General features: G+C 59.6%; 14 protein-coding genes. 10 read left to right on the forward strand and 4 right to left on the reverse strand.

Annotation, left to right across the window (positions count from 1 at the left end):
• Position 1 precedes the first annotated feature (1 nt).
• From JQ558_RS15345 to soxA, 7 genes are read left to right on the forward strand one after another with little or no spacing between them, the layout of a single operon-like run.
• Entirely contained in the window at positions 2-2,194 is a 2,193-nt protein-coding gene (locus tag JQ558_RS15345; protein WP_212275529.1) for a molybdopterin cofactor-binding domain-containing protein, read from the forward strand.
• Between the two features lie 56 nt (positions 2,195-2,250).
• On the forward strand, positions 2,251-2,547 hold the full coding sequence (locus tag JQ558_RS15350; protein WP_212208485.1) for a c-type cytochrome: 297 nt from the start codon (positions 2,251-2,253) through the stop codon (positions 2,545-2,547).
• Positions 2,548-2,567: 20 nt separating this feature from the next.
• A complete protein-coding gene (locus tag JQ558_RS15355; protein ID WP_409363395.1) occupies positions 2,568-3,842 on the forward strand; it encodes an FCSD flavin-binding domain-containing protein in 1,275 nt (424 codons plus the stop codon).
• Between the two features lie 7 nt (positions 3,843-3,849).
• Positions 3,850-4,287, forward strand: a complete 438-nt coding sequence (gene soxX, locus JQ558_RS15360; RefSeq protein WP_249119284.1) for a sulfur oxidation c-type cytochrome SoxX — start codon at positions 3,850-3,852, stop codon at positions 4,285-4,287.
• 9 nt (positions 4,288-4,296) lie between these two features.
• The gene (locus tag JQ558_RS15365; RefSeq protein ID WP_212208488.1) at positions 4,297-4,773 is read left to right on the forward strand and encodes a SoxY-related AACIE arm protein; all 477 of its coding nucleotides are present in this window, start codon (positions 4,297-4,299) and stop codon (positions 4,771-4,773) included.
• A complete protein-coding gene (soxZ, locus tag JQ558_RS15370; RefSeq protein WP_192734859.1) occupies positions 4,773-5,093 on the forward strand; it encodes a thiosulfate oxidation carrier complex protein SoxZ in 321 nt (106 codons plus the stop codon). The genes JQ558_RS15365 and soxZ overlap by 1 nt, the downstream gene beginning before the upstream one ends.
• Complete coding sequence (gene soxA, locus JQ558_RS15375) at positions 5,090-5,863, forward strand: sulfur oxidation c-type cytochrome SoxA (protein WP_212294104.1); 774 nt, start codon at positions 5,090-5,092, stop codon at positions 5,861-5,863. Before soxZ ends, soxA begins: the two co-directional genes overlap by 4 nt.
• Here the strand turns inward: soxA and JQ558_RS15380 are convergent, their stop codons facing one another.
• Positions 5,864-6,637 (reverse strand): ferredoxin--NADP reductase, encoded by a 774-nt coding sequence (locus JQ558_RS15380; RefSeq protein WP_212208491.1) that lies wholly within the window; start codon positions 6,635-6,637, stop codon positions 5,864-5,866. It abuts the gene before it with no gap.
• Positions 6,638-6,789: 152 nt separating this feature from the next.
• On the opposite strand from JQ558_RS15380, the gene JQ558_RS15385 reads away from it, so the two are divergent.
• Positions 6,790-7,986, forward strand: coding sequence for an amidohydrolase family protein (locus JQ558_RS15385; protein WP_212294201.1), 1,197 nt, complete (start codon positions 6,790-6,792; stop codon positions 7,984-7,986).
• Positions 7,987-8,030: 44 nt separating this feature from the next.
• Here the strand turns inward: JQ558_RS15385 and JQ558_RS15390 are convergent, their stop codons facing one another.
• The 3 genes from JQ558_RS15390 to JQ558_RS15400 form a co-directional block, all read right to left on the reverse strand.
• A complete protein-coding gene (locus tag JQ558_RS15390; RefSeq protein ID WP_212294105.1) occupies positions 8,031-17,468 on the reverse strand; it encodes a calcium-binding protein in 9,438 nt (3,145 codons plus the stop codon).
• A 4-nt stretch (positions 17,469-17,472) separates the two neighbouring features.
• Positions 17,473-17,928: a hypothetical protein gene (locus JQ558_RS15395; RefSeq protein ID WP_212294106.1), complete on the reverse strand. Its 456-nt coding sequence runs from the start codon at positions 17,926-17,928 to the stop codon at positions 17,473-17,475.
• 239 nt (positions 17,929-18,167) lie between these two features.
• Complete coding sequence (locus tag JQ558_RS15400; RefSeq protein WP_212294107.1) at positions 18,168-18,464, reverse strand: hypothetical protein; 297 nt, start codon at positions 18,462-18,464, stop codon at positions 18,168-18,170.
• A 163-nt stretch (positions 18,465-18,627) separates the two neighbouring features.
• Between JQ558_RS15400 and JQ558_RS15405 the strand changes: the two genes are divergently transcribed.
• Positions 18,628-19,011, forward strand: coding sequence for a RidA family protein (locus JQ558_RS15405; protein ID WP_212034611.1), 384 nt, complete (start codon positions 18,628-18,630; stop codon positions 19,009-19,011).
• Positions 19,012-19,119: 108 nt separating this feature from the next.
• Positions 19,120-20,184, forward strand: a complete 1,065-nt coding sequence (locus JQ558_RS15410) for a nitronate monooxygenase family protein (RefSeq protein WP_212294108.1) — start codon at positions 19,120-19,122, stop codon at positions 20,182-20,184.
• The last annotated feature ends 80 nt before the right edge of the window (positions 20,185-20,264 follow it).

Here is a 20,264-nt window from a genome sequence, read left to right on the forward strand (position 1 = left end):
CATGAACAAGCACATCACACCTGCACTCAGCCGCCGCGCCTTCGTCATCGGTACCGCCGCTGCCGGCGCCGGCCTCGCGGTCGGTCTCGACATCCCCTTCGGTGGCCCCACCGTGGTCCGCGCTGCCGATGGATCGCCTGAGGTCAACGTCTGGGTGGTGATCCGCCCCGACGACACCGTCGTGATCCGCATCGCCCGTTCGGAGATGGGACAGGGCACGCTCACCGGCCTCGCCCAGCTCGTCGCGGAAGAACTCGAATGCGACTGGTCGAAGGTCACCACCGAATATCCGACACCGGGTCAAAGTGTCGCACGCAAGCGCGCTTGGGGCGATTTCTCGACCGGCGGCAGCCGCGGCATCCGCACCTCGCAGGACTACGTCCGCAAGGGCGGCGCCACCGCGCGCATGATGCTGGTCCAGGCCGCAGCCAATGAGTGGAAGGTGCCGATTTCTGAATGCACCGCCGCCAACAGCACCATTACACACACGCCGTCTGGCAAGACGACGACCTACGGCAAGGTGGTGGAAGCCGCGGCCAGGCTGTCGCCTCCCGCCGATGCCGACGTCAAGCTGAAGGATCCGAAGGACTGGAAAATTGCCGGCAAGAGCGTGTTGCGGCTCGATACCGCCGACAAGACCACCGGCAAGATGATCTATGGCATCGACGTCAAGCTGCCGGGAATGCTGAACGCCGCGCTGAAGGAATGCCCGGTCTTTGGCGGCAAGCTGAAGAGCTATGACGAAGCCAAGGTCATGGGCATGAAGGGCGTCAAGAAGGTGGTGCGGGTCAACGACTCTACCGTCGCCGTCGTCGCCGACACCTGGTGGCACGCCAAGACCGCGCTCGACGCGTTGCCGATCGTCTGGGATGAAGGCGAGAACGCCAAGGTGTCGAGCGAATCGATCGCCAAATGGCTGGCCGAGGGCCTCGACAATTCGCAGCCCGCTTTCATCGGCAACCAGAACGGCGATGCCAAAGCCGCCATCGCCGGCGCCGCCAAGAAGCTCGAGGCGGTGTACAACTACCCCTACCAGAACCACGCCGCGATGGAGCCGTTGAACGCCACCGCGCTTTACACACCCGACAAGTGCGAAGTCTGGACCGGAACGCAGAACGGCGAAGCGGCATTCGCCGCGGTGATGGAAACCTCCGGCCTGCCTGCCGACAAATGCGAGGTTCACAAGCTGATCCTCGGCGGCGGCTTCGGCCGTCGCGGCATGACCGACTATGTCCGGCAGGCCGTCTCCATCGCCAAGCAGATGCCGGGCACGCCGATCAAACTGTTGTGGTCGCGCGAAGACGACATGCAGCACGGCACCTATCATCCGGTCACCCAATGCAAATTGACCGGCGCCTTCGACAAGGACAACAATCTGACGGCGCTGCATGTGCGGATCTCCGGCCAATCCATCCTGTTCACCGTGCGGCCGGCGGCACTGGTCAACGGCATGGACACGGCGGCATTCCAGGGCCTCGCGCCCACCGGCGATTGGGCGATCGGATACAGTTTTCCGAACCTGCTGGTCGAGCATTCGATGCGCAACCCCCACGTCCCGCCGGGCTTCTGGCGCGGCGTCAACGTCAATCAGAACGCGATCTATCTCGAGTGTTTCATCGACGAGCTGGCGCATTCGGTCGGCCAGGATCCGGTCGAGTTCCGGCGTAAGTTGATGTCGAAGCATCCCAAGCACCTCGCGGTGCTGAATGCGGTGGCGGAAAAAGTCGGCTGGGACAAGCCGCCGCCAAAGGGCGTCTACCGCGGCATCTGCCAGCACATGGGCTACGGCAGCTACGTCGCGGGTGCTGCCGAAATCTCGGTGACGGACGGCAACAAGATCAAGGTACACCGTATCATCGCTTCCACCGACCCTGGCCACGTCGTCAATCCGGCGCAGATCGAGCGCCAGATTGCAGGCTCGTTCGTTTATGGCCTGTCCGCACTGTTCTACGGCAATTGCACCGTCAAGGACGGCCGCATCGAGCAGTCCAACTTCGACACCTACAATTCGATGCGGATCGCGGAGATGCCGAAGGTGGAGTCGGTCATCGTGCCGAGCGGCGGCTTCTGGGGCGGCGTCGGCGAACCGACGATCTGCGTCGCGGCGCCCGCCGTGCTCAATGCGTATTTCGCGGCAACGGGAAAACGCATCCGCTCGGTGCCGCTGAAGGACCAGGATATCAGCTTCGCTTGACAACGCGGGCGGCGGCCTTCACCGGCCGCCGCCCCCAACTTCGGGGATATCCGCGGATGAGAACGTTTTGCGTTGCCATCGGAATTGCAACGGCCGTGGCGTGGAGTTCGCCGCTGCTGGCGGCTTCCATCCCTCCGCCTGGTGCAGCGGCCTGTTCCGGCTGTCACGCCGCAGGAGCCGTGGCGGCCTCGCCGATTTCGCGGCTGTACGGCCGTGACGCCGGCGATATCATGACCGCGATGACGGGATTCCGCGACGGTTCGCTTCCCGGCACGGTGATGACCCGCATCGCCAAAGGCTTCTCCGACGACGAGTTGCGCGCGATTGCGGCGTGGCTCGCAGCACAGAAGTAAGGGGGCCGCAAGCCATGGGCATCAACCATCGCATGAGCCGGCGGGAATTCGTTGGTGCCGGTGCTGCCGCCGTGACGGCGCTGGCGTTTCCACTGCCCGCATTCGCGCAAGCCGCGGCGCGCGTCGTCGTGATCGGTGGCGGCTTCGGCGGCGCCAGTTGCGCCCGCGCATTGAAACAGATCGAGCCGAAACTGCAGGTCACGCTGGTCGAGCCGAACCGGACCTTCACCGCCTGCCCGTTCAGCAACAACGTCATCGCGGGACTGCGTTCGCTCGAGGAACAGCAATTCGGCTATGACAAGATCGCCGCCGGCGGCGTCACCGTGGTGGCACAGGCGGCAACGGCGGTCGATGCCAAGGCGCGGACCGTCGGGCTCGCCGACGGCACGTCGCTGGCCTACGACCGGCTGGTGCTGTCTCCCGGCGTCGATCTGCGTTTCGAAGCGCTGCCCGGCTACGACGAAGCTGCCGCTGCAAAGATGCCGCACGCCTGGAAAGCCGGCGAGCAGACGCTGCTGCTGCGCAAGCAACTCGAAGCCATGGACGATGGCGGCCTTGTCGTTATCGCCGCGCCTGCCAATCCGTTCCGCTGCCCGCCGGGACCTTACGAACGCGCCTGCCTGATCGCACATTATCTGAAAACCAAGAAGCCACGTTCGAAGCTGATCATCCTCGATGCCAAGGACACCTTCTCCAAGCAGCGGCTTTTCCAGAACGCCTGGAAGGAACTTTATCCGGGAATGATCGAATGGGTGTCGCTGTCACAGGGCGGCAAGGTGAACTCTGTCGACCCGGCGACCAACACGCTGATTACCGATTTCGGCAACCACACCGCGCAGGTGGCGAACGTGATTCCGCCGCAGCGCGCCGGCCGCATCGCCACCATCGCAGGCGCGACCGACAATACCGGCTGGTGCGCGATCGATCCCCTCACCTTCGAATCCAAATCGGCGCCGAACATCCACGTCATCGGCGATGCCTGTATTGCCGGCTCGATGCCGAAATCCGCGTTCTCCGCGAATTCCCAGGCCAAGGCTTGCGCGAGCGCGGTGGCCACGCTGATCGCGGGCCGAGCGCCCGAGGCGCCGAAGCTGATCAATACCTGCTACAGCCTGGCGGCCCCCGGCTACGGCTTCTCGGTCGCCGGCGTCTACCAGCCGAAAAACGGGCTGTTCGCCGACGTCGAAGGCGCCGGCGGCGTCAGCCCGGCGGATGTGCCGCGCGACTTCCGCGCGCGCGAGGCCGACTATGCGCAATCCTGGTTCGCGACCATCACGGCGGAAGTCTTTGGCTAAGCTTTACATGTCGGGTCCGATCCTTGCGGGCGCACTGCTCGCTTTGCCCGGCCTCGCTGCCGCGCAAGAGCTGCGAGGCTATGCCGTGACCGGCGATGCCATTGCGATGTCGCTGACCGGCGCGCCCGGCGATCCCGTGCGCGGGCGGATGACACTCCTCAACCGCCAAAGCACCTGCATCCTCTGCCACAACGGACCGTTTCCGGAAGAGAAATTTCAGGGCGATCTGGCGCCCAACCTCGCCGGTTCCGGTAGCCGCTGGTCGGAGGGCCAGCTACGGCTGCGGCTGGTGGACGCGAGCCGCCTCAATGAAGCGACGATCATGCCGTCCTATTATCGCGTGGACGGCCTGCATCGTGTTGGTCCGGCATGGCGCGGCAAGCCGATCCTGTCGGCGGAACAGATCGAAGATATCGTGGCTTATCTGGTGACACTGCGCGAATAGGAAGTGACGATGCAACACAAGGATTCCACACGTCGCCAGTTCCTCGGCCTCGCCGGCGGCGTGGCCGTGCTCGGCGCCGTCCCGATCGTCACGGTGCGACCGGGCGAAGCGACACCCGCCGAACTCGCATCCGCGATTCGTAGCGTCACCAATGGCGCGCAAGTGCGCACCGGCAAGGTCAAGCTCGACGTGCCGCCGCTGGTCGAGAACGGCAACACGGTGCCGCTGACCGTCAACGTCGCAAGCCCGATGGCGCCGGAGGATCACGTCCGCAGCATCCACATCTTCAACGAGAAGAACCCGCAGCCCAATATCGGCAATTTCCATCTCGGCCCGCATTGCGGCCGCGCGCAGGTGTCCACGCGGATTCGCCTCGCCGACAGCCAGAAGATCGTCGCCATCGCGCGGTTGTCCGACGGCTCGTTCTGGTCGGCCAGCGTCGACGTCGTGGTGACGCTGGCGGCCTGCACCGATGAGGTGATCTGATGACCTCCGCGCTGATCAACGTTCCCGCCAAGGCCAAACGCGGCGACATCATCGAGATCAAGACGCTGATGTCGCACATCATGGAAACCGGCTATCGGCACACCGCCACCGGCGAGGTGGTGCCGCGCGACATCATCACGAGCTTTGCCTGCCGCTATAACGGCACCGAGATCTTTCGTGCCGATCTGTTTCCTGCGATCGCCGCCAACCCTTTCATCACCTTCTTCACCACGGCGACCGCGAGCGGCAAGTTCGAGTTCGAATGGATCGGCGATAACGGCTTTTCCGAAACCGCGTCGGCCTCGATAACAGTCGAATGAGGTTGGCCGGCCTCATCGTTCTGTCTGCTCTGTTCGTGGTGGACGCCGCCGGCGCTGAAATCCCGCAAGCAGAACGCCGCTCCGGCTATAGCTTCATGGCGCCGGACACAAGGACGATGCAGGACGACGACACCGCCAATCCTGGCATGCTGTGGGTGCTCGACGGCGAGAAATTATGGGCGCGCAAGCTGGGCACCGCGAACAAGGCCTGTAGCGATTGTCACAACGACGCTCGCGTCAGCATGAAGGGCGTCGCGGCGCATTATCCCGCTTTCGACAAGGCGCTCGGCCGTCCCGTCGACCTCGAACAGCGCATCAATCTGTGCCGCGTCAATCGTCAGCAGGCGACGCCGCTTGCTTTCGAGAGTCGCGAATTGCTGGCGCTGACCGCTTTTGTCGCGCAGCAATCGCGCGGCGTCGCAATCGAGCCCGGCAGCGATCCGCAGCTGGCGCCGTTCGTCGCCAGGGGCCGTGAACTGTTCATGCAGCGACAGGGCCAGCTCAATCTCGGCTGCACCAATTGCCACGATGAGAATTGGGAAAAGCGCCTGGCGGGATCGGCGATCACGCAAGGACACCCGACGGGTTACCCGCTTTACCGGCTGGAGTGGCAATCGCTGGGATCGCTGCAGCGCCGGCTACGCGCCTGCATGACGGGCATCCGCGCGCAGGCCTATGATTACGGCGCGCCTGAACTAGTCGAGCTGGAGCTTTACCTGATGTCGCGCGCCAAGGGCATGCCGCTGGAAGCGCCGGCGGTGCGGCCTTAGTTACCGCTCCGCGAACGCTTTCTCGACCACGAACTGCGCCGGCTCGCCGTGATTGCCTTCGACGAAGCCCTTAGCCCCCAGCAGCGTGCGCGTATCCGCCACCAGCGCCGGGCTGCCGCAGATCATGACGCGGTCATGCGCAGGCTCGAGCGACGCGAGCCCGATATCTGCGAACAGCTTTCCTGAATTGATTAGATCGGTGATGCGGCCGCGGTTGTGGAAGGGATCGCGCGTCACCGTCGGATAATAAATCAGCTGGTTGCGCACGAGTTCGCCGATCAATTCGTCGTTCGGCAGTTCCTTGGTGATCATCTCGCCATAGGCCAGTTCCGCGACGCGGCGGCAGCCGTGCAGCAGCACCACCTTCTCGAACCGCTCATAGGTCTCGGGATCCTTGATCACGCTGAGGAACGGGGCGAGCCCGGTGCCGGTGCCGATCAGATACAGGTTGCGGCCGTCCTGCAGATTGTCGATGACCAGCGTGCCGGTGGCCTTGCGGCTGACGATGATCTCATCGCCTTCCTTCAGATGCTGGAGGCGCGAAGTCAGCGGCCCGTCCGGCACCTTGATCGAGAAGAATTCGAGCCGGTCTTCATAATTCGCGCTGGCGACGCTGTAGGCGCGCAGCAGCGGCTTCTCGCCGACCTTCAGCCCGATCATGGTGAACTCGCCGTTGCGAAAACGGAACGAGGGGTCGCGCGTGGTGGTGAAGCTGAACAGGGTGTCGGTCCAGTGATGGACGCTGAGAACGCTTTCCTGATTGAAATTGCTCATCTTTCGATCCGATTGGAGGCAGATTGCGTCGGCAAAATCATTCGTATACGATCATTCGTGTACGAATGAATAATCCTTCTTGATCCCGCCGTCAAGCCGCGGGCAAGATGGCCGGCAACGCCCTGAAGGCATTGAACAACAAGGAAGAATCCATGGCGCACGATGCACCCCAGGCAAGCAGCCCGAGCAAGTTGGTGATCCGCAATATCGGGCTGCTGCTGTCGGGGATGCTGGAAAAGCCGATCCTGGATGCCGACACCATCGTGGCCGAGAACGGCAAGATCGCCGCGATCGGCCGCCTCAAGGAGGTCGACACCGAAGGCGCCACGACTGTCGTCAACGCCAACGGCACCACCGTCGCGCCCGGCCTGATCGACAGCCACGTCCATCCCGTCGCCGGCGACTGGACGCCGCGGCAGAACCAGATGGGCTGGATCGACAGCTACCTGCACGGCGGCGTCACCACGATGATATCAGCCGGTGAAGTGCACATGCCCGGCCGGCCCCGCGACGTCGTCGGCGTCAAGGCGATGGCGATTTTCGCGCAGCGCGCGTTCTGGACGCTGCGGCCCGGCGGCGTGAAGATCCATGCCGGCGCGCCCGTGATCGAAAACGAAATGGTCGAGGACGATTTCAAGGAGCTCGCCGCGGCCGGCGTCAAGCTGCTCGGCGAGGTCGGCCTCGGCGGCGTCAAGGACGGCCCGACCGCGCGCAAGATGGTGGGATGGGCGCGCAAATACGGCATCCAGAGCACGATCCACACCGGCGGGCCTTCGATCCCAGGCTCCGGCCTGATCGACAAGGACGTGGTGCTGGAAGCCGACACCGATGTGGTCGGCCACATCAATGGCGGCCACACGGCGCTACCCGACGACCAGATCCGCTGCATCTGCGAGGGCTGCAAGCGCGGCCTGGAGCTGGTTCACAACGGCAACGAACGCTCGGCGCTGTTCACGCTGCGCACCGCGCGCGAGATGGGCGACCTGCACCGCGTCATCCTCGGCACCGACGCGCCGGCCGGCTCCGGCGTGCAGCCGCTCGGCATTTTGCGCATGGTGTCGCTATTGTCATCGCTCGGCGAACTGCCGGCCGAAATCGCCTTCTGCCTCGCCACCGGCAACACCGCCCGCATGCGCGCGCTCGACTGCGGCCTGATCGAGGTCGGCCGCTCCGCCGACTTCGTCATCATGGACATGGCGCAGCACTCACCGGGAAAGAGCCTGCTGCACAGCGTGCAGCTCGGCGACCTGCCCGGCATCGGCATGACCATCATCGACGGCATCGTCCGCACCCAGCGCAGCCGCAACACACCGCCGGCGACACGGCTGCCGGAGATCGTCGGGCATTGATCGGCGCGTCGGCGGATTAGGACGACCCGACGCAGACGGTTTCCCTACACGATAAGTAAATCGCTGGTGTGAAGGCTTGCGAGAGCCACGTTTTGAAGCAGGATGCTGTTATTGGCGTCGATCGTGATCAGTGTGTTGTTGCCTGAAGCGGTTGCAGCAGCAAGCGCCGCCGTGGCATCCGCAAAAATCCCATCTCCGATATCAAGAACGTCCTGTCCCGGCGTAAAGCCGGTTACCGTGTCTTGACCAAGACCGGCCCGGAAAACAAACGTGTCACTTCCAGCCCCACCGGACAGAACGTCGTTGCCGGCCCCGCCCGCAATGGTGTCATTCCAGGCTGATCCCGAAATCGTGTCATTTCCTGACGTTCCCCGGTACCAGGCATTGGCATTGATCGTCTGCAGATTCCAGGATGACCCGTCCGCAAATTCGATCTTCTCAAGGCCCCAATTTGCCGTTTGTGAATAGAACTGCGCATCGAACGTAATCGTCTGACCATTCGAGTTGACGGTAGCGACCAGATGCACGCCAACCCGGCTAAACGTCAGGTCGCTGGCGTTCAAGTCAGTCAAGCGCAGAACATCCACGTCCGTGGTCGAACCGGATTCATCGTCGATGTAATCGTTCCCGTCCCCAAGCGCATAAATATAGGTGTCACTACCTGCCCCGCTGTTGAAGCGATCATTGCCCAGCCCACCCGAGAACTTGTCGTTCCAGGTAGATCCGGCAATTGTATCATTACCGGTGGTGCCTCGAATCCAAGCCTGGGCATTGATCGTGGCGAGATCCCAATTGGAACCATCTGCGAATTCGATCTTCTCAATTCCCCAGTTTGCTGTTTGGGAATAGAACTGCTCATCGAACGTAATCGTCTGACCGTTCGAGTTGACCGTGGCGACCAGATGCACGCCTGTGCGGCTAAATGTGAGATCGCTGGCATTCAGGTCGATCAAACGAAGAACATCGATATCCGTCGTCGATCCGGATTCATCGTTGATGTAGTCGTCACCGTCTCCGAGCGCATAGATATAAGTGTCACTTCCTGGCCCGCTGTTGAAACGATCGTTTCCGAGCCCGCCCAGGAACGTATCGCTCCAGGTGAATCCGGCAATTGTATCGTTGCCGGTTGTGCCTCGAATCCAGGCATGGGCATTGATGGTGGCCAGATCCCAAGTGACGCCGTTTGCAAATTCAATCTTCTCGATTCCCCAGTTTGCAGTCTGCGAATAGAACTGTTCATCGAATGTGATCGTCTGACCGTTTGAGTTCACCGTGGCGACGAGATTGACGCCGACTCTGCTGAACGTCAGGTCGGTGGCGTTTAGGTCCGTCAAATGCAGGACGTCAATATCCGCGGTCGATCCGGAGTCATCATTGATGTAATCGTTGCCGTCTCCAAGCGCATAAATGTAAGTGTCACTTCCAGCCCCGCTGTTGAAACGATCGTTTCCGAGCCCGCCCAAGAACGTGTCGTTCCAGGAAGACCCTGCAATTGTATCATTTCCAGTGGTACCTCGAATCCAGGCATGGGCATTGATGGTGGCTAGATCCCAACTATCTCCATTGGCAAACTGAAATTTTTCGATGCCCCAGTTACTGGTCAGCGAATAGAATTGATAGTCGATTTTGATAGTTGCGCCGGTCGAAATTATTCCGACGACGAGGTTATTGCCCACGTGGTCCAGTGTGATATCACCCGCGTTTAAATCGGTGAACTTGAGTACGTCGATATCCGTGACAGAGCCCGATTCATCATCCACTTCATCGTTGCCGTGGCCTGACACATAAACATAGGTGTCGGCGCCATTGTTGCCTCGAAGATAGTCGTTCCCTAGATCGCCGAACAACACATCGTTCGATGACATACCAGAAATCGAGTCGTTACCGGATGTTCCGCGAAACCAAGCAGCATCGGCAATTTGCGCGCGGTCCCACGTAGATCCATCTGCGAACGCGACCTGCTCGATGCCATTGGATCCGTTGAATTGATTTTCAACCTTCAGCGTCTCGCCAGACGCACTGATCTGAATGAGAAGATTATTGCCGCTGCGACCGAATGTGACATTCGCCGGGTTGAGCCCAACGAGCCTGATCTGGTCGGTACCGGTGCCGATGTCATACTCGGTAACGGTGTCGTTGCCATAACCCGTGGCGAAAATGTAGGTATCGCCGCCGTCACCGCCGATCAGGTAGTCGTTGCCGGCCTTGCCATCGAGCGTGTCAGCACCCGTGCTGCCATTGAGCGTCTCTCCGTTCGACGAGCCACGAAACCATGCGTTATCGGTTATCTGGGTACGGTCCCAGGTGATCCCATCCGCGAAGATAATCTGCTCGATGCCGTAGCTACCGTTGAACTGATCATCGACCTTGAGGGTCTCGCCCGACGACAGAATACGGATGGTCAAATCGACGCCGGTGCGGCTAAGTTCGACGTCCGCACTCGTCAAACCTTCCAGCTTGACGGTATCTGTTCCGGTGTCGCTACCGTTCTCATAGAGCCAGTCGTTGCCGGATCCGACACGGTAGAGGTACGTATCGCCGCCGTTGCCGCCACGCAGATCGTCGTTGCCGCCCAATCCGTCGAGCACATCGGCCTCCGACGTTCCGTTCAACGTCTCGGCGCCACTCGTGCCACGTATCAAAGCCGCCGCGGTTATTGCGGCTTTGTTCCAGACCGTTCCGTCGGCAAATTGAACCTGCTCCAATCCCCAGAAATCCGTCGGGGATGTGAATTGCTGCTGTACCGTGATGGCATCGCCCGAACTCAGGACATTGATGACAAGGTTATTCCCCTGTCGCACGAACGACACATCCGCGATGTTCAGGTCGACGAAGCGCAGGGAATCAATCTGCTGTGCTGAATTAGCACCATCGTTGATTGTGTCGCTACCGTCGCCGAGAGCATAGATGATGGTATCGCTGCCCGCGCCGGCCTGAATCAGGTCACTTCCCAACCCGGGCTGAAGAACATCATCCCCTGGCGTACCGACAACCGTGTCGGCGCCAGTTGTCCCTTGTGTCGACGAATTATTCGCAATTTGCGTCCGGTCCCAGACGGTCGCATCGGCAAACGCAATTTGCTCAATGCCAGCGGAGGTCAGGCCGAACTGACTGACCACCGTGATGGTGCGGCCTGTCGCGGTAATTTTGATGACCAGATCGGCATTGCTCCGTGTAAATTGAACATCGCCGCTGGTGAGTCCGACAAGCTCGATCCGATCCGTGCCCGCCTCGCTTCCTTCGACAATGATGTCGTTGCCGGCATCCTGTCCCACGCGATAGGTGTCGGAACCAGCGTAACCGGTTAGCGTCTCGTTGCCCGTGCCGGCGACAAACACGTCGGCGCTTCCGCTTCCGGTCAGCGCTTCGGTTCCGTTGCTGCCAATGACCAGATGGGCATCGAGGCGGCTCAGAATCTCCGATCGGGTCCAGATGGTGTTGTCGGCAAACCTGATCTCCTCAAGCCCGGCGCCCGTCGAACCAGACAGCTGGTCCTGCAAGACAATGGTTTCACCGGTCGCGAGCAACAACACCACGTCGGAACTGGCCAAGGACGAACGTCCGACAGTGACGCTTGAAGGATCGATGCCGGCTCCAAGGACCAGCCGATCGGCATTCGACGCACTCCCGGCATCCACAATCCGGTCGTGCCCGTCACCCTGGTTGTACTGATACTCGTCGGAGCCGCCGGCGCCCACGAGGCGATCGTTGCCCGCGCCGCCGATGAGGACATCGGAGCCGCCCCCTCCGGTCAGAACGTCGCTACCCGCCGTACCCGTCAGGGTTTCAATCTGATCGGTAATGTTCACGGTGATCGTGGACGTGACCGACAAACCGTCATCGTCGACGGCCTTCACGCTGAGCTGATGCTGGGCAGCCGCCTCGAAGTCGACAATGGCGCCGTCCTTCACGCGGATTTCGTTACCGATGATCTCGAAGAGGCTATCGCTTCCGACTATGCTGAAGGTGTGCGCTCCCATATCGCCGGTATCGATGGCAGCCAAGCTGGCCACGACAGTACCGCCGGCCGCACCTTCGATGACCGCCCCACCAGTGACGGAAATAGCGGTGGGAGCCGTGTTGTCCAGGCGGCGGAATTCAAAATTGTCGGCCGTCAATGAGGACAGATCGACATTTTGAAGGGTGAGACTATCGCCACCGGCCAGCGAAATGACGACATCCGATCCGACCTGGGTGGCTGCAGCCAGAAGCGAGGCATAGTCACTGAAATGGGAGCGGTCGAACTTAATGACATCGTGATCAATGTCGCTGCCTGCCGCGAAATCTGTGATGGTGTCAGATCCTGCACCCGCGTTGACGACAAAAATGTCTGATGCGGTTCCACCGGTCAGCGCGTCGTTCCCGGCCCCGCCGATCAACGTATCGGTCCCGATGCCGCCGTTGAGCACGTCGGTGCCATCCCCGCCATCCAGCTGGTCGTTCCCCATCCCACCCGTCAGATTATCGTTGCCCGCACCGCCAAGGAGGATGTCGTCACCGGAACGGGCATCCAGAATGTCGTCTCCGGCGCCACCAATGAGAATGTTGTTTCCGGCGTCGCCCGAAATCTGGTCTGAGAACGCGGTGCCAGCGATGTTTTCCACCCGGGCGACATCGGCGATATCCCGCCAGGTCCCGCTGGCCAGATCGACTTGATCGGTGGTCCTTGCCTCGGCACCGTTTGTGACCAGGTCGACCCACACGCCCGCCCCAAAACCGGACAGATCCAGTGTATCCGTCCCGACTCCACCATCCGCGGTAACGAGGTCGCCCGGCGTGCTGACGCTGATCATGAGCTTATCGTCGCCCAGTCCGCCGTAAAGCAGGTCGCTGCCGCCCTGCCCGTCGAGCGTATCGTTACCCGCCTCGCCATAGAAGTTTTGAGCGACCGAAGAGCCAACAAGCGTGTCGTTGCCGCTGGTACCCGCCATGAACGGGGATGAACTCGTGGCAATGCCGAAGATCGTCTCGCGACCCCATCGGTCGCCGTTGGCAAACTGAATGTACTCCAGTCCAGCGCCTGGAGCATTCTGCGATTCCACGAACTGCTTCAGAATCGTGATCGTCTCGTTGGTCGAGATGATCTTTATCAGGAGATCGTCGCCCGAGCGGGTGAGTTGGACATCTGAGCTATCGACATCCCTGAACTTGAGAACATCGATCTCGGCAGCTTCGTAGTAACTCCGGGTCTCCTCGCGAATGACATCGTTGCCGTCGCCTTTCGCATACACGAAGGTATCGTTGCCGCTCGCGCTGAAGTAACCCGAGAGGATGATATCGTCGCCTTTGCCGCCCTCGACGGTATCGTTCATATAATCAAGCGTCAGCTGGTCGCGCCCGTCAGTCCCGCGGTACCATGCGCTCTGCTGGATCTGGAGACGGCCCCATTCTTCGCCATTTGCAAACTTGATGACCTCAATGCCGGTGTCAGGTTGGGTGAGGCTTCCCGAGAGTTGCGAGTTGACGGTGATAATGTCGCCGGTCGCCAACACTTTGATCAGTAGATCGTCGCCCGAGCGGCTCAGTTCCACATCTTCGGCGTTCAGGTCGGAGAACGCCAGCGTATCAATGGCGTTCGGAGCGAAGGTATGCGACGAGCTGTCGTTGATGACGTCGTTACCGTCCCCACTGGCGTAAACGAAAGTGGTGTTGCCCTGGCCTGCAAAGATGACGTCGTTTCCCTTGCCGCCATCAAAGGTGCTGTTGGGTGTATCCGACGATGTATCGCCGAGAATGTCCCTGCCATCGGCGCCGCGTATCCAGGCAGCCTCCTGAATCCGCTGCCGGTCCCACTCGCCGTTGGCGAAGCGGATGATCTCAAGGCCGCCACCGGAGACGTTGTTGTTGGATCCACGACTCGAGAAATGGGAAAGGACGGTGATGATATCGCCCGTGGATTTAACCAGGATGAGGAGATTATCACCCGACCGCGACAACTCAACACCGCTGGAATCAATATCCGTCAGGACGAGCGTATCCTGATCAAGCTGTGCATCCACGCTTCCGGGTTCGTTGATAATATCATTACCGTCCCCCTTGGAGTAGATGAAGACGTCGTTTCCGCTCACATCACTCGTGAGAACATCGTCCCCTTTACCGCCGACGAAGGTATCGTTTCCTGACGAACCGGAAATGTAGTCCTTGCCATCCCCGCCCGAGATATAGTCATTTCCATAGCCGCCGGAGATCAGGTCCATTCCACGACCGCCATAGAGCACGTCGTTCCCAGGTCCGCCATCGATGATGTCATTGCCGTAGCCGACATTCTCATCGACGTAATCGCCAAAGAGGATGTCGTCTCCATCGGCGCCCACCAGGACGTCCTGGGCATCTCCTCCCGCCAGAATGTCATTCCCGATGTGGCCATTGAGTATGTTCTTGCCGGCCCCATGAAAAGGACCCGGAACATTTGCCCCGCCTCCCCCCAGGATGCCGCCAAGACCACCGTAACTTCCAGCGTTCCAGATGTCGTTTATGTCATTCACAAAGTGACTGACAATGTTGCCTGCATGCCCAAACTCATCGACAAAGACCTGCCAGATGATCAAGCCGCCATCGATGAACGTAGAGACGACCGGCTTCCAGCCGAGATAGTCCACGCCCGCGTTATGCATGATCTGCAGTCGGTCGACGGTCGTGCCGTTCTCGAACCTGATGACGTCAATACCGAATTGGTCGTCGCCTGCCCCGGTCAATAGATCGGTGACGCCCGCGAAGAACTGCGGCACGGTCAAGATTTCGCCGGTCGACTTGATCGTCAGCAGCAGCGTGCTGCCGTGATAGGAATAGGCAACATCGTTAGCGGACACATTCTTCAGCCAAAGCGTGTCGACGTCACCATCATTGAAATTGGCATCCGTAATCTGGTCGTTGCCGTCACCTTTGCTCCAGATATAGGTGTCGCTCCCCTTCCACCCGTCCAGAATGTCGTCGCCTTTGCCTCCCTGGATAGTCTCGCCCAGATCGGAGCCAAAAATGCTGTCGCCGCGATCAGTCCCGCGATACCAGACATTATTTTGTATCTGCGTCCTGTTCCAGGATTCGCCGTTCGCGAACTTGATCTCGTCGATGTTCCAATCGCCGCTATAGAAGAAATTGGTGAAATCGACATACTCGCCGGTAGACTTCACCGTCACGAAAAGATGGCTTCCCGCGCGCGAAAGCTCGATATCGCTGGCGTTCAGATCAGTGAGGACGAGTCTGCCATGTTCGGTCGGTGAATTCGATAGATCACTTACAATGTCGTAGCCATCGCCTTTTCCATAAAAGATCGTGTCATTGCCGGCGCTAAGCTGGATGACATCGTCACCTTGGCCGCCATGGATGACATCGTCGGAGGCCGAGTCGATGATCACGTTGCCGTGGCCGTCTCCTTGGTAAACGCTGGCGTCTTTGATCTGCGTACGATTCCACTCGGTACCGTCCGCGAAACGCAGTACCTCAATGCCGTTGCCAGCGAAGAAGCCTTCGATCGCCACCGACTTCCCAGTCTCGGCGACCTTGATGAGCAGGTCGCTGCCAATGCGAACGAAGCTCAGATCGGATGAATTCAGATCGGTGAGAACGAGCGTGTCGCTATCAGCAAGCGCTACGCTGTCATCCTTAACCCAGAGATCGCCGTCATGCTTTTCGTAGACGTAAATGTCGCTTCCTGAACCGCCGTTGACGACGTCGCCACCACCTCCAGCGATGACGACATCAGCGTTGGAAGTACCGATTATACCTTCAGATATTGTGGTTCCGACATTTGCGGTACCAGCGATGATGTGGGTAGCTATCTCTAGCGCAATTTCGTCAGGTATGACGTTGAGGTGCGGCGTCACGACCGTGGCATACGCGGCGCGATCACCTCCGAAAACAGTCGAAACGATCCCATCCAATCCGGTAAGTGCTTTAACAAGAAAATCCATCTCTTTGCCCGGCTGCACAAGTGATGTGGCAATGAGAATATCGACAACGTCGCCAATATTGGCGGGCGTATCCGGAACCTCATCGCCTTGTTCGTGCGCCGCGAGGTCCAAAAGGCTGTAGAAATAGTATGGATTTGTAATTGCTACATCGAGGTCTTGACCCCGGGCGACGACGCTATGACCGACTTGCGCTAGGAATCCCAACTCCAGCGCGCCCACGATTTGTTGGAACGCCGTCTCAACGGAAAGCCCTAACTGCGCTGTACTCGGATATGTGCGAAGTTCTTCGCCACGCTGAATCTCACGATAGGTATCCCCTAAGAATTTTTCCAGGAATGCAAGATGCTGGGCATTAACGAACTGGCCCCTACTCGCGACGTCGACCGTATCGACATTTGCCCATCGCAATAGAAGCGCTTGAAACGACGCGCGCAGCTCAGAGACGCTCATTTCCCCCGCGTTATCCGTCAACGCGGTCCACGCCGCACGGAAATCCGCGTCAATAGTTGCTTTATACGAAATACTGTCTATCAGACCGGAACCCGAAAGCTCAGGCAGTAACTCTACGCCGTTAGCCGGTGTAAATTCCGGTGTATTGTCAGACAATGATTGTCGGGGATCTGTTTGAAAGTAGATGGTTTGGGTCGCCCCAGTTGTTCCGTCAGCCCGAGCAAACACGGCCTCATAGCCAACAACATTTCCCTGATCGACGCTTCCCACAAAGTTACGGTCAAGGGAAAACGAAACGATCCCTAGTTCACTGAGTGTTTTTAGCTCACCAGCGTCTGTAACACCGTTTTGGTTGGCATCTTGCCACACCTTAAGTTTGCTAAAATCAGCATCTTGCGCGTTAATTGAGCCATCGCCATTGCTGTCAAGCTTCTCCAGTACGGCAAATCCATCCTGGGTTGACGATCCAAACAACTCAAGCCCACTGTCGATAAGGCCGTTTCCATTATCATCAATGGCCAGCATTCCATCGTTGGCAGATACCCAACCGGTCTGCTCGGCGTAACCGTCACCTGCATAGTCAAAATGAACGGTCGAGTTCGATAGTGACGAAAGCTCAATCCCGTCACCATCGAGATCAATCACAAGGGGGTCTTTGACAATCTTGAGAAGGACCCCGGCCAACAATCCACCAGCCAAATAGCCCAACCCGGCAGGACCCATTAAGGCCATCGTGCCCGCGCCGTAAGCCATCACATAAGCAGTGGCTAGCAGTGAGCCAGTTACTGAAAGCATTAACGTCAAGGCCGCCGCGTCAATTGCCTCCTGGTTGCCACTATCGATCGCCGACGCGAGCCTGAAGACATCCGCGAGGCCATTGCCGAATAAGCTAATTCCGGACAACGTCTGGGTCAGCGGCTGCACTTGAGCCAGCATCGCCGCGCCGGTGCCCCATTGCGAACCGGCAGCAGCACTGAGTGTCACCAAATTCAAGAGCGAGGAAGAAGCCGTGAAGAATTCGGCCATAGCAACAGGGACATTCCCACTCGGAAACATATTCTCACCGAATTGATGAAACCCTCGGTTGAGTTGCATGGCAGCCGCAATTAAATCGATGCTCATGTTCTTACTCCGGATTTGGGGATTTCAAGGTTCGACGAGAGATCAGCATCTGCAACAAAGCAGAATTTATACACGCACTTGCTATAAGGGCCGCAATATTGAGAACCAAGAATAAAACCGACAGAAAGACGAACGAAGCCCCCGCGATGAGGGAGATCAGGATAATATATTCCGCCTTAGAACGATTTGCGGCGCGCTGACGTTCGATGGCGTTCAAGCTTGCGCGCCAACTGAGCGACGCAACGTACGTCAATGCAAATGTCAAGACATTCGCTGTCGCTAGTACAATCCGCAGTGCGGGATCGGCGAATGGTGCCGCAAACGGCTCATAGTACCCGGCGATTGTGAAAACGGGAACGACAACAGCAAGGATCAGAATTAAATTCAATATGTATGAGACGGCAATGGTGCCCCATTGCGAAACGACGTCCGGGTCGGAGGAGATGCGGGCACCGAACATTATGGTGTTCAGGTAGTTGCTTATCCTAGACACCACACCCCGGCATGCTCATTCAAGTTCTAACCCCAATACCCGCAAGTCACACTCTTAGCATGACATCAACGATCGAATGCAAAGCGTACCAGCACTCTCAACAGTTGCAAACGAATATTTTATGACTAACTCAGTTTAGATTAGAATTTCTGTGAGTTCGACCTTTAGAGGCTTTCGTTAAATCATAGCGCCATCGCCAAGCGCAATTACGCATCAGATTCTATATTCACCAGAACTTCCCCGGCGATGATTTCGGGATCTCCAAGATTCAGGTCATGCAGGCTTGCCTGGACAAACTCCAGCACCTTTTCATTCGCCGCATTGGCGCTTTCGCGGTCCTCGAACATCATGACAGCGACACCGACACCGTCGCCCCCATCCAGTACATAATAGGATCTGAATCCGTGCGATTCCCTTAGCATCTGACCGACGCCGCTTTTGGCGCGGCGAGCAGCATCCGCAACCGAGCGAACCTTGGTGTACTTTCGAATGACTATGTACATGAGGACACCCACGCGTTTCAGTTCCAGCTCCCGCGCATCAAAGCATATCGGGCCGCTGCTGGACTAGGGCCTGCAGCCGCCAAACCACGGGGAGCGGCAGTGCTGGCCGGCCCGGCCAATTGCAGCTAACCTCCGGGCGTCGATCCCAACTCGCGAGCCAGGCATGCCAAAAATCCAGCGCATCATCGTTCCCGACATTCCAAAGCCGGTCAGCCACTATTGCCACGTGACCCGTGCAGGCCCCCATGTCTGGGTCGCTGGCGTCGTCGGCCAGGCGCAGGACGGCAGCATACCGTCCGACGTTGTTGCCCAATTCGACATCGCCATCGCTGTGATGGACAAGTGCCTGAAGGCGGCCGGCGCCGGGCCCGAGCATGTCGTCAAGGTGCAGGTTTTCATGACCGACATCACGGAACGACCGAAAATCAACCCGCGCCGCATCGCGTATTTCGGCGAAAATCTGCCGGCCTCCACGCTCGTCGAGGTGAAGGGCTTGGTCGATCCACGAATGAAGGTCGAGATCGAGTGCCAGGCCTACGTTGACTAACGGCGCGTGCCGCCGGCAGCGATGGCACCTGGCGCGTATCGGATGGCGAGAGACTTTCGGCCAATTACAGAACACCTACGACAGTTATAACGAATGGGAAAACGATTGATGTGGTCCCAAAACGCGTTCACCGACAGGCTCAATCTCAAGTGGCCGATCCTTCAGGCGCCGATGGGCTCGCTCAGTACTCCTGCACTTGCCGCGGCGGTCAGCAATGCTGGTGGTCTGGGCGGCCTCGGCATGTGGGGGTTTTCAGCCGAGGAGGCAGAGCGGCGGATCGCCGGCTTCCAACAGCTGAGCGGCGGCGGCCTCAACGTCAACTATCCGCTCTGGCCGGCGCCCAGGATTACCCCTGACGTCAGCGAGCCGATGCGGACGCGTCTGCAGGCGCACTTCGACGCAAAGGGTCTCGGAGCGGTGCCCGAGCCGAAAGGTGCGGCGGGTGAAGTGAGCCACGAACACCTTTCGATGCTGATGCGGGCCAAGCCACAGATGGTGAGCTTCCATTTTGGCCTGCCTGATCAGGAGGTCATCAACGCCATCAAGGACGCCGGAATTTTCATCATATCCAGCGCCACGACCGTGGCTGAGGCACGGATGCTTGAGCAGCGCGGTGTCGACGCCATCATCGCGCAGGGTACCGAAGCCGGCGGACATCGCGGCACCTTCACCGGTGTCGACATCAGCATGCAGCCAGGCCTGTTCGCGCTGTTGCCGCAAGTGGTGGATGCGGTGAGGGTTCCCGTCATTGCCGCCGGGGGCGTGGCCGATGGGCGAACGGTGGCCGCTAGCTTTGTCCTTGGCGCGAGCGCCGTACAGTTGGGCACGGCCTTCCTGCGCTGCGAAGAGGCCAACGTGCTCGATGCCCATCGCGCGGCGCTGCGCGAGCCCACCGACGCCTGTACTGTCGTCACCGACGTGATCACCGGCCGGCCGGCGCGCTATGTGAAAAACGGATTGATCGACGACCTCGTGGCCTCGGAGCTGAGGCCGGTGGCATTTCCCGGCCAGCTCAGTCTCACCGCGCCGCTCGGGGGCACGGGAGACAGGGAGCTTACCGCTTTATTTGCCGGTCAATCCGCAGCACTCGCCAGCGACACGACTGCCGGCGCGTTGGTCGAGCAGCTTGCGGAAGCGACGTCAGAGTGCTTGCGCGTTTTCTCGCGTTCCTAGCGCGTGATGCCTTCCCTTCGTTACGACCCGCGGTTTCGTATCGGACGACGCCGCCGCCGCGCCTCTCGGCGGCGGTGCCG

It is taken from the genome of Bradyrhizobium sp. AUGA SZCCT0160 (assembly GCF_018130105.1).
Taxonomy (GTDB): Bacteria; Pseudomonadota; Alphaproteobacteria; order Rhizobiales; family Xanthobacteraceae; genus Bradyrhizobium.

What these genes read in the sequence shown, in the direction of transcription:
- soxX (WP_249119284.1), top strand. Translation starts at nt 3,850, where the DNA reads ATGTCGGGTCCGATCCTTGCGGGCGCACTGCTCGCTTTGCCCGGCCTC.
- soxZ (WP_192734859.1), top strand. Translation starts at nt 4,773, where the DNA reads ATGACCTCCGCGCTGATCAACGTTCCCGCCAAGGCCAAACGCGGCGAC.
- JQ558_RS15400 (WP_212294107.1), bottom strand. Translation starts at nt 18,464, where the DNA reads ATGTACATAGTCATTCGAAAGTACACCAAGGTTCGCTCGGTTGCGGAT.
- JQ558_RS15380 (WP_212208491.1), bottom strand. Translation starts at nt 6,637, where the DNA reads ATGAGCAATTTCAATCAGGAAAGCGTTCTCAGCGTCCATCACTGGACC.
- JQ558_RS15350 (WP_212208485.1), top strand. Translation starts at nt 2,251, where the DNA reads ATGAGAACGTTTTGCGTTGCCATCGGAATTGCAACGGCCGTGGCGTGG.
- soxA (WP_212294104.1), top strand. Translation starts at nt 5,090, where the DNA reads ATGAGGTTGGCCGGCCTCATCGTTCTGTCTGCTCTGTTCGTGGTGGAC.
- JQ558_RS15390 (WP_212294105.1), bottom strand. Translation starts at nt 17,468, where the DNA reads ATGAGCATCGATTTAATTGCGGCTGCCATGCAACTCAACCGAGGGTTT.
- JQ558_RS15395 (WP_212294106.1), bottom strand. Translation starts at nt 17,928, where the DNA reads ATGTTCGGTGCCCGCATCTCCTCCGACCCGGACGTCGTTTCGCAATGG.
- JQ558_RS15405 (WP_212034611.1), top strand. Translation starts at nt 18,628, where the DNA reads ATGCCAAAAATCCAGCGCATCATCGTTCCCGACATTCCAAAGCCGGTC.
- JQ558_RS15385 (WP_212294201.1), top strand. Translation starts at nt 6,790, where the DNA reads ATGGCGCACGATGCACCCCAGGCAAGCAGCCCGAGCAAGTTGGTGATC.
- JQ558_RS15365 (WP_212208488.1), top strand. Translation starts at nt 4,297, where the DNA reads ATGCAACACAAGGATTCCACACGTCGCCAGTTCCTCGGCCTCGCCGGC.
- JQ558_RS15345 (WP_212275529.1), top strand. Translation starts at nt 2, where the DNA reads ATGAACAAGCACATCACACCTGCACTCAGCCGCCGCGCCTTCGTCATC.
- JQ558_RS15410 (WP_212294108.1), top strand. Translation starts at nt 19,120, where the DNA reads ATGTGGTCCCAAAACGCGTTCACCGACAGGCTCAATCTCAAGTGGCCG.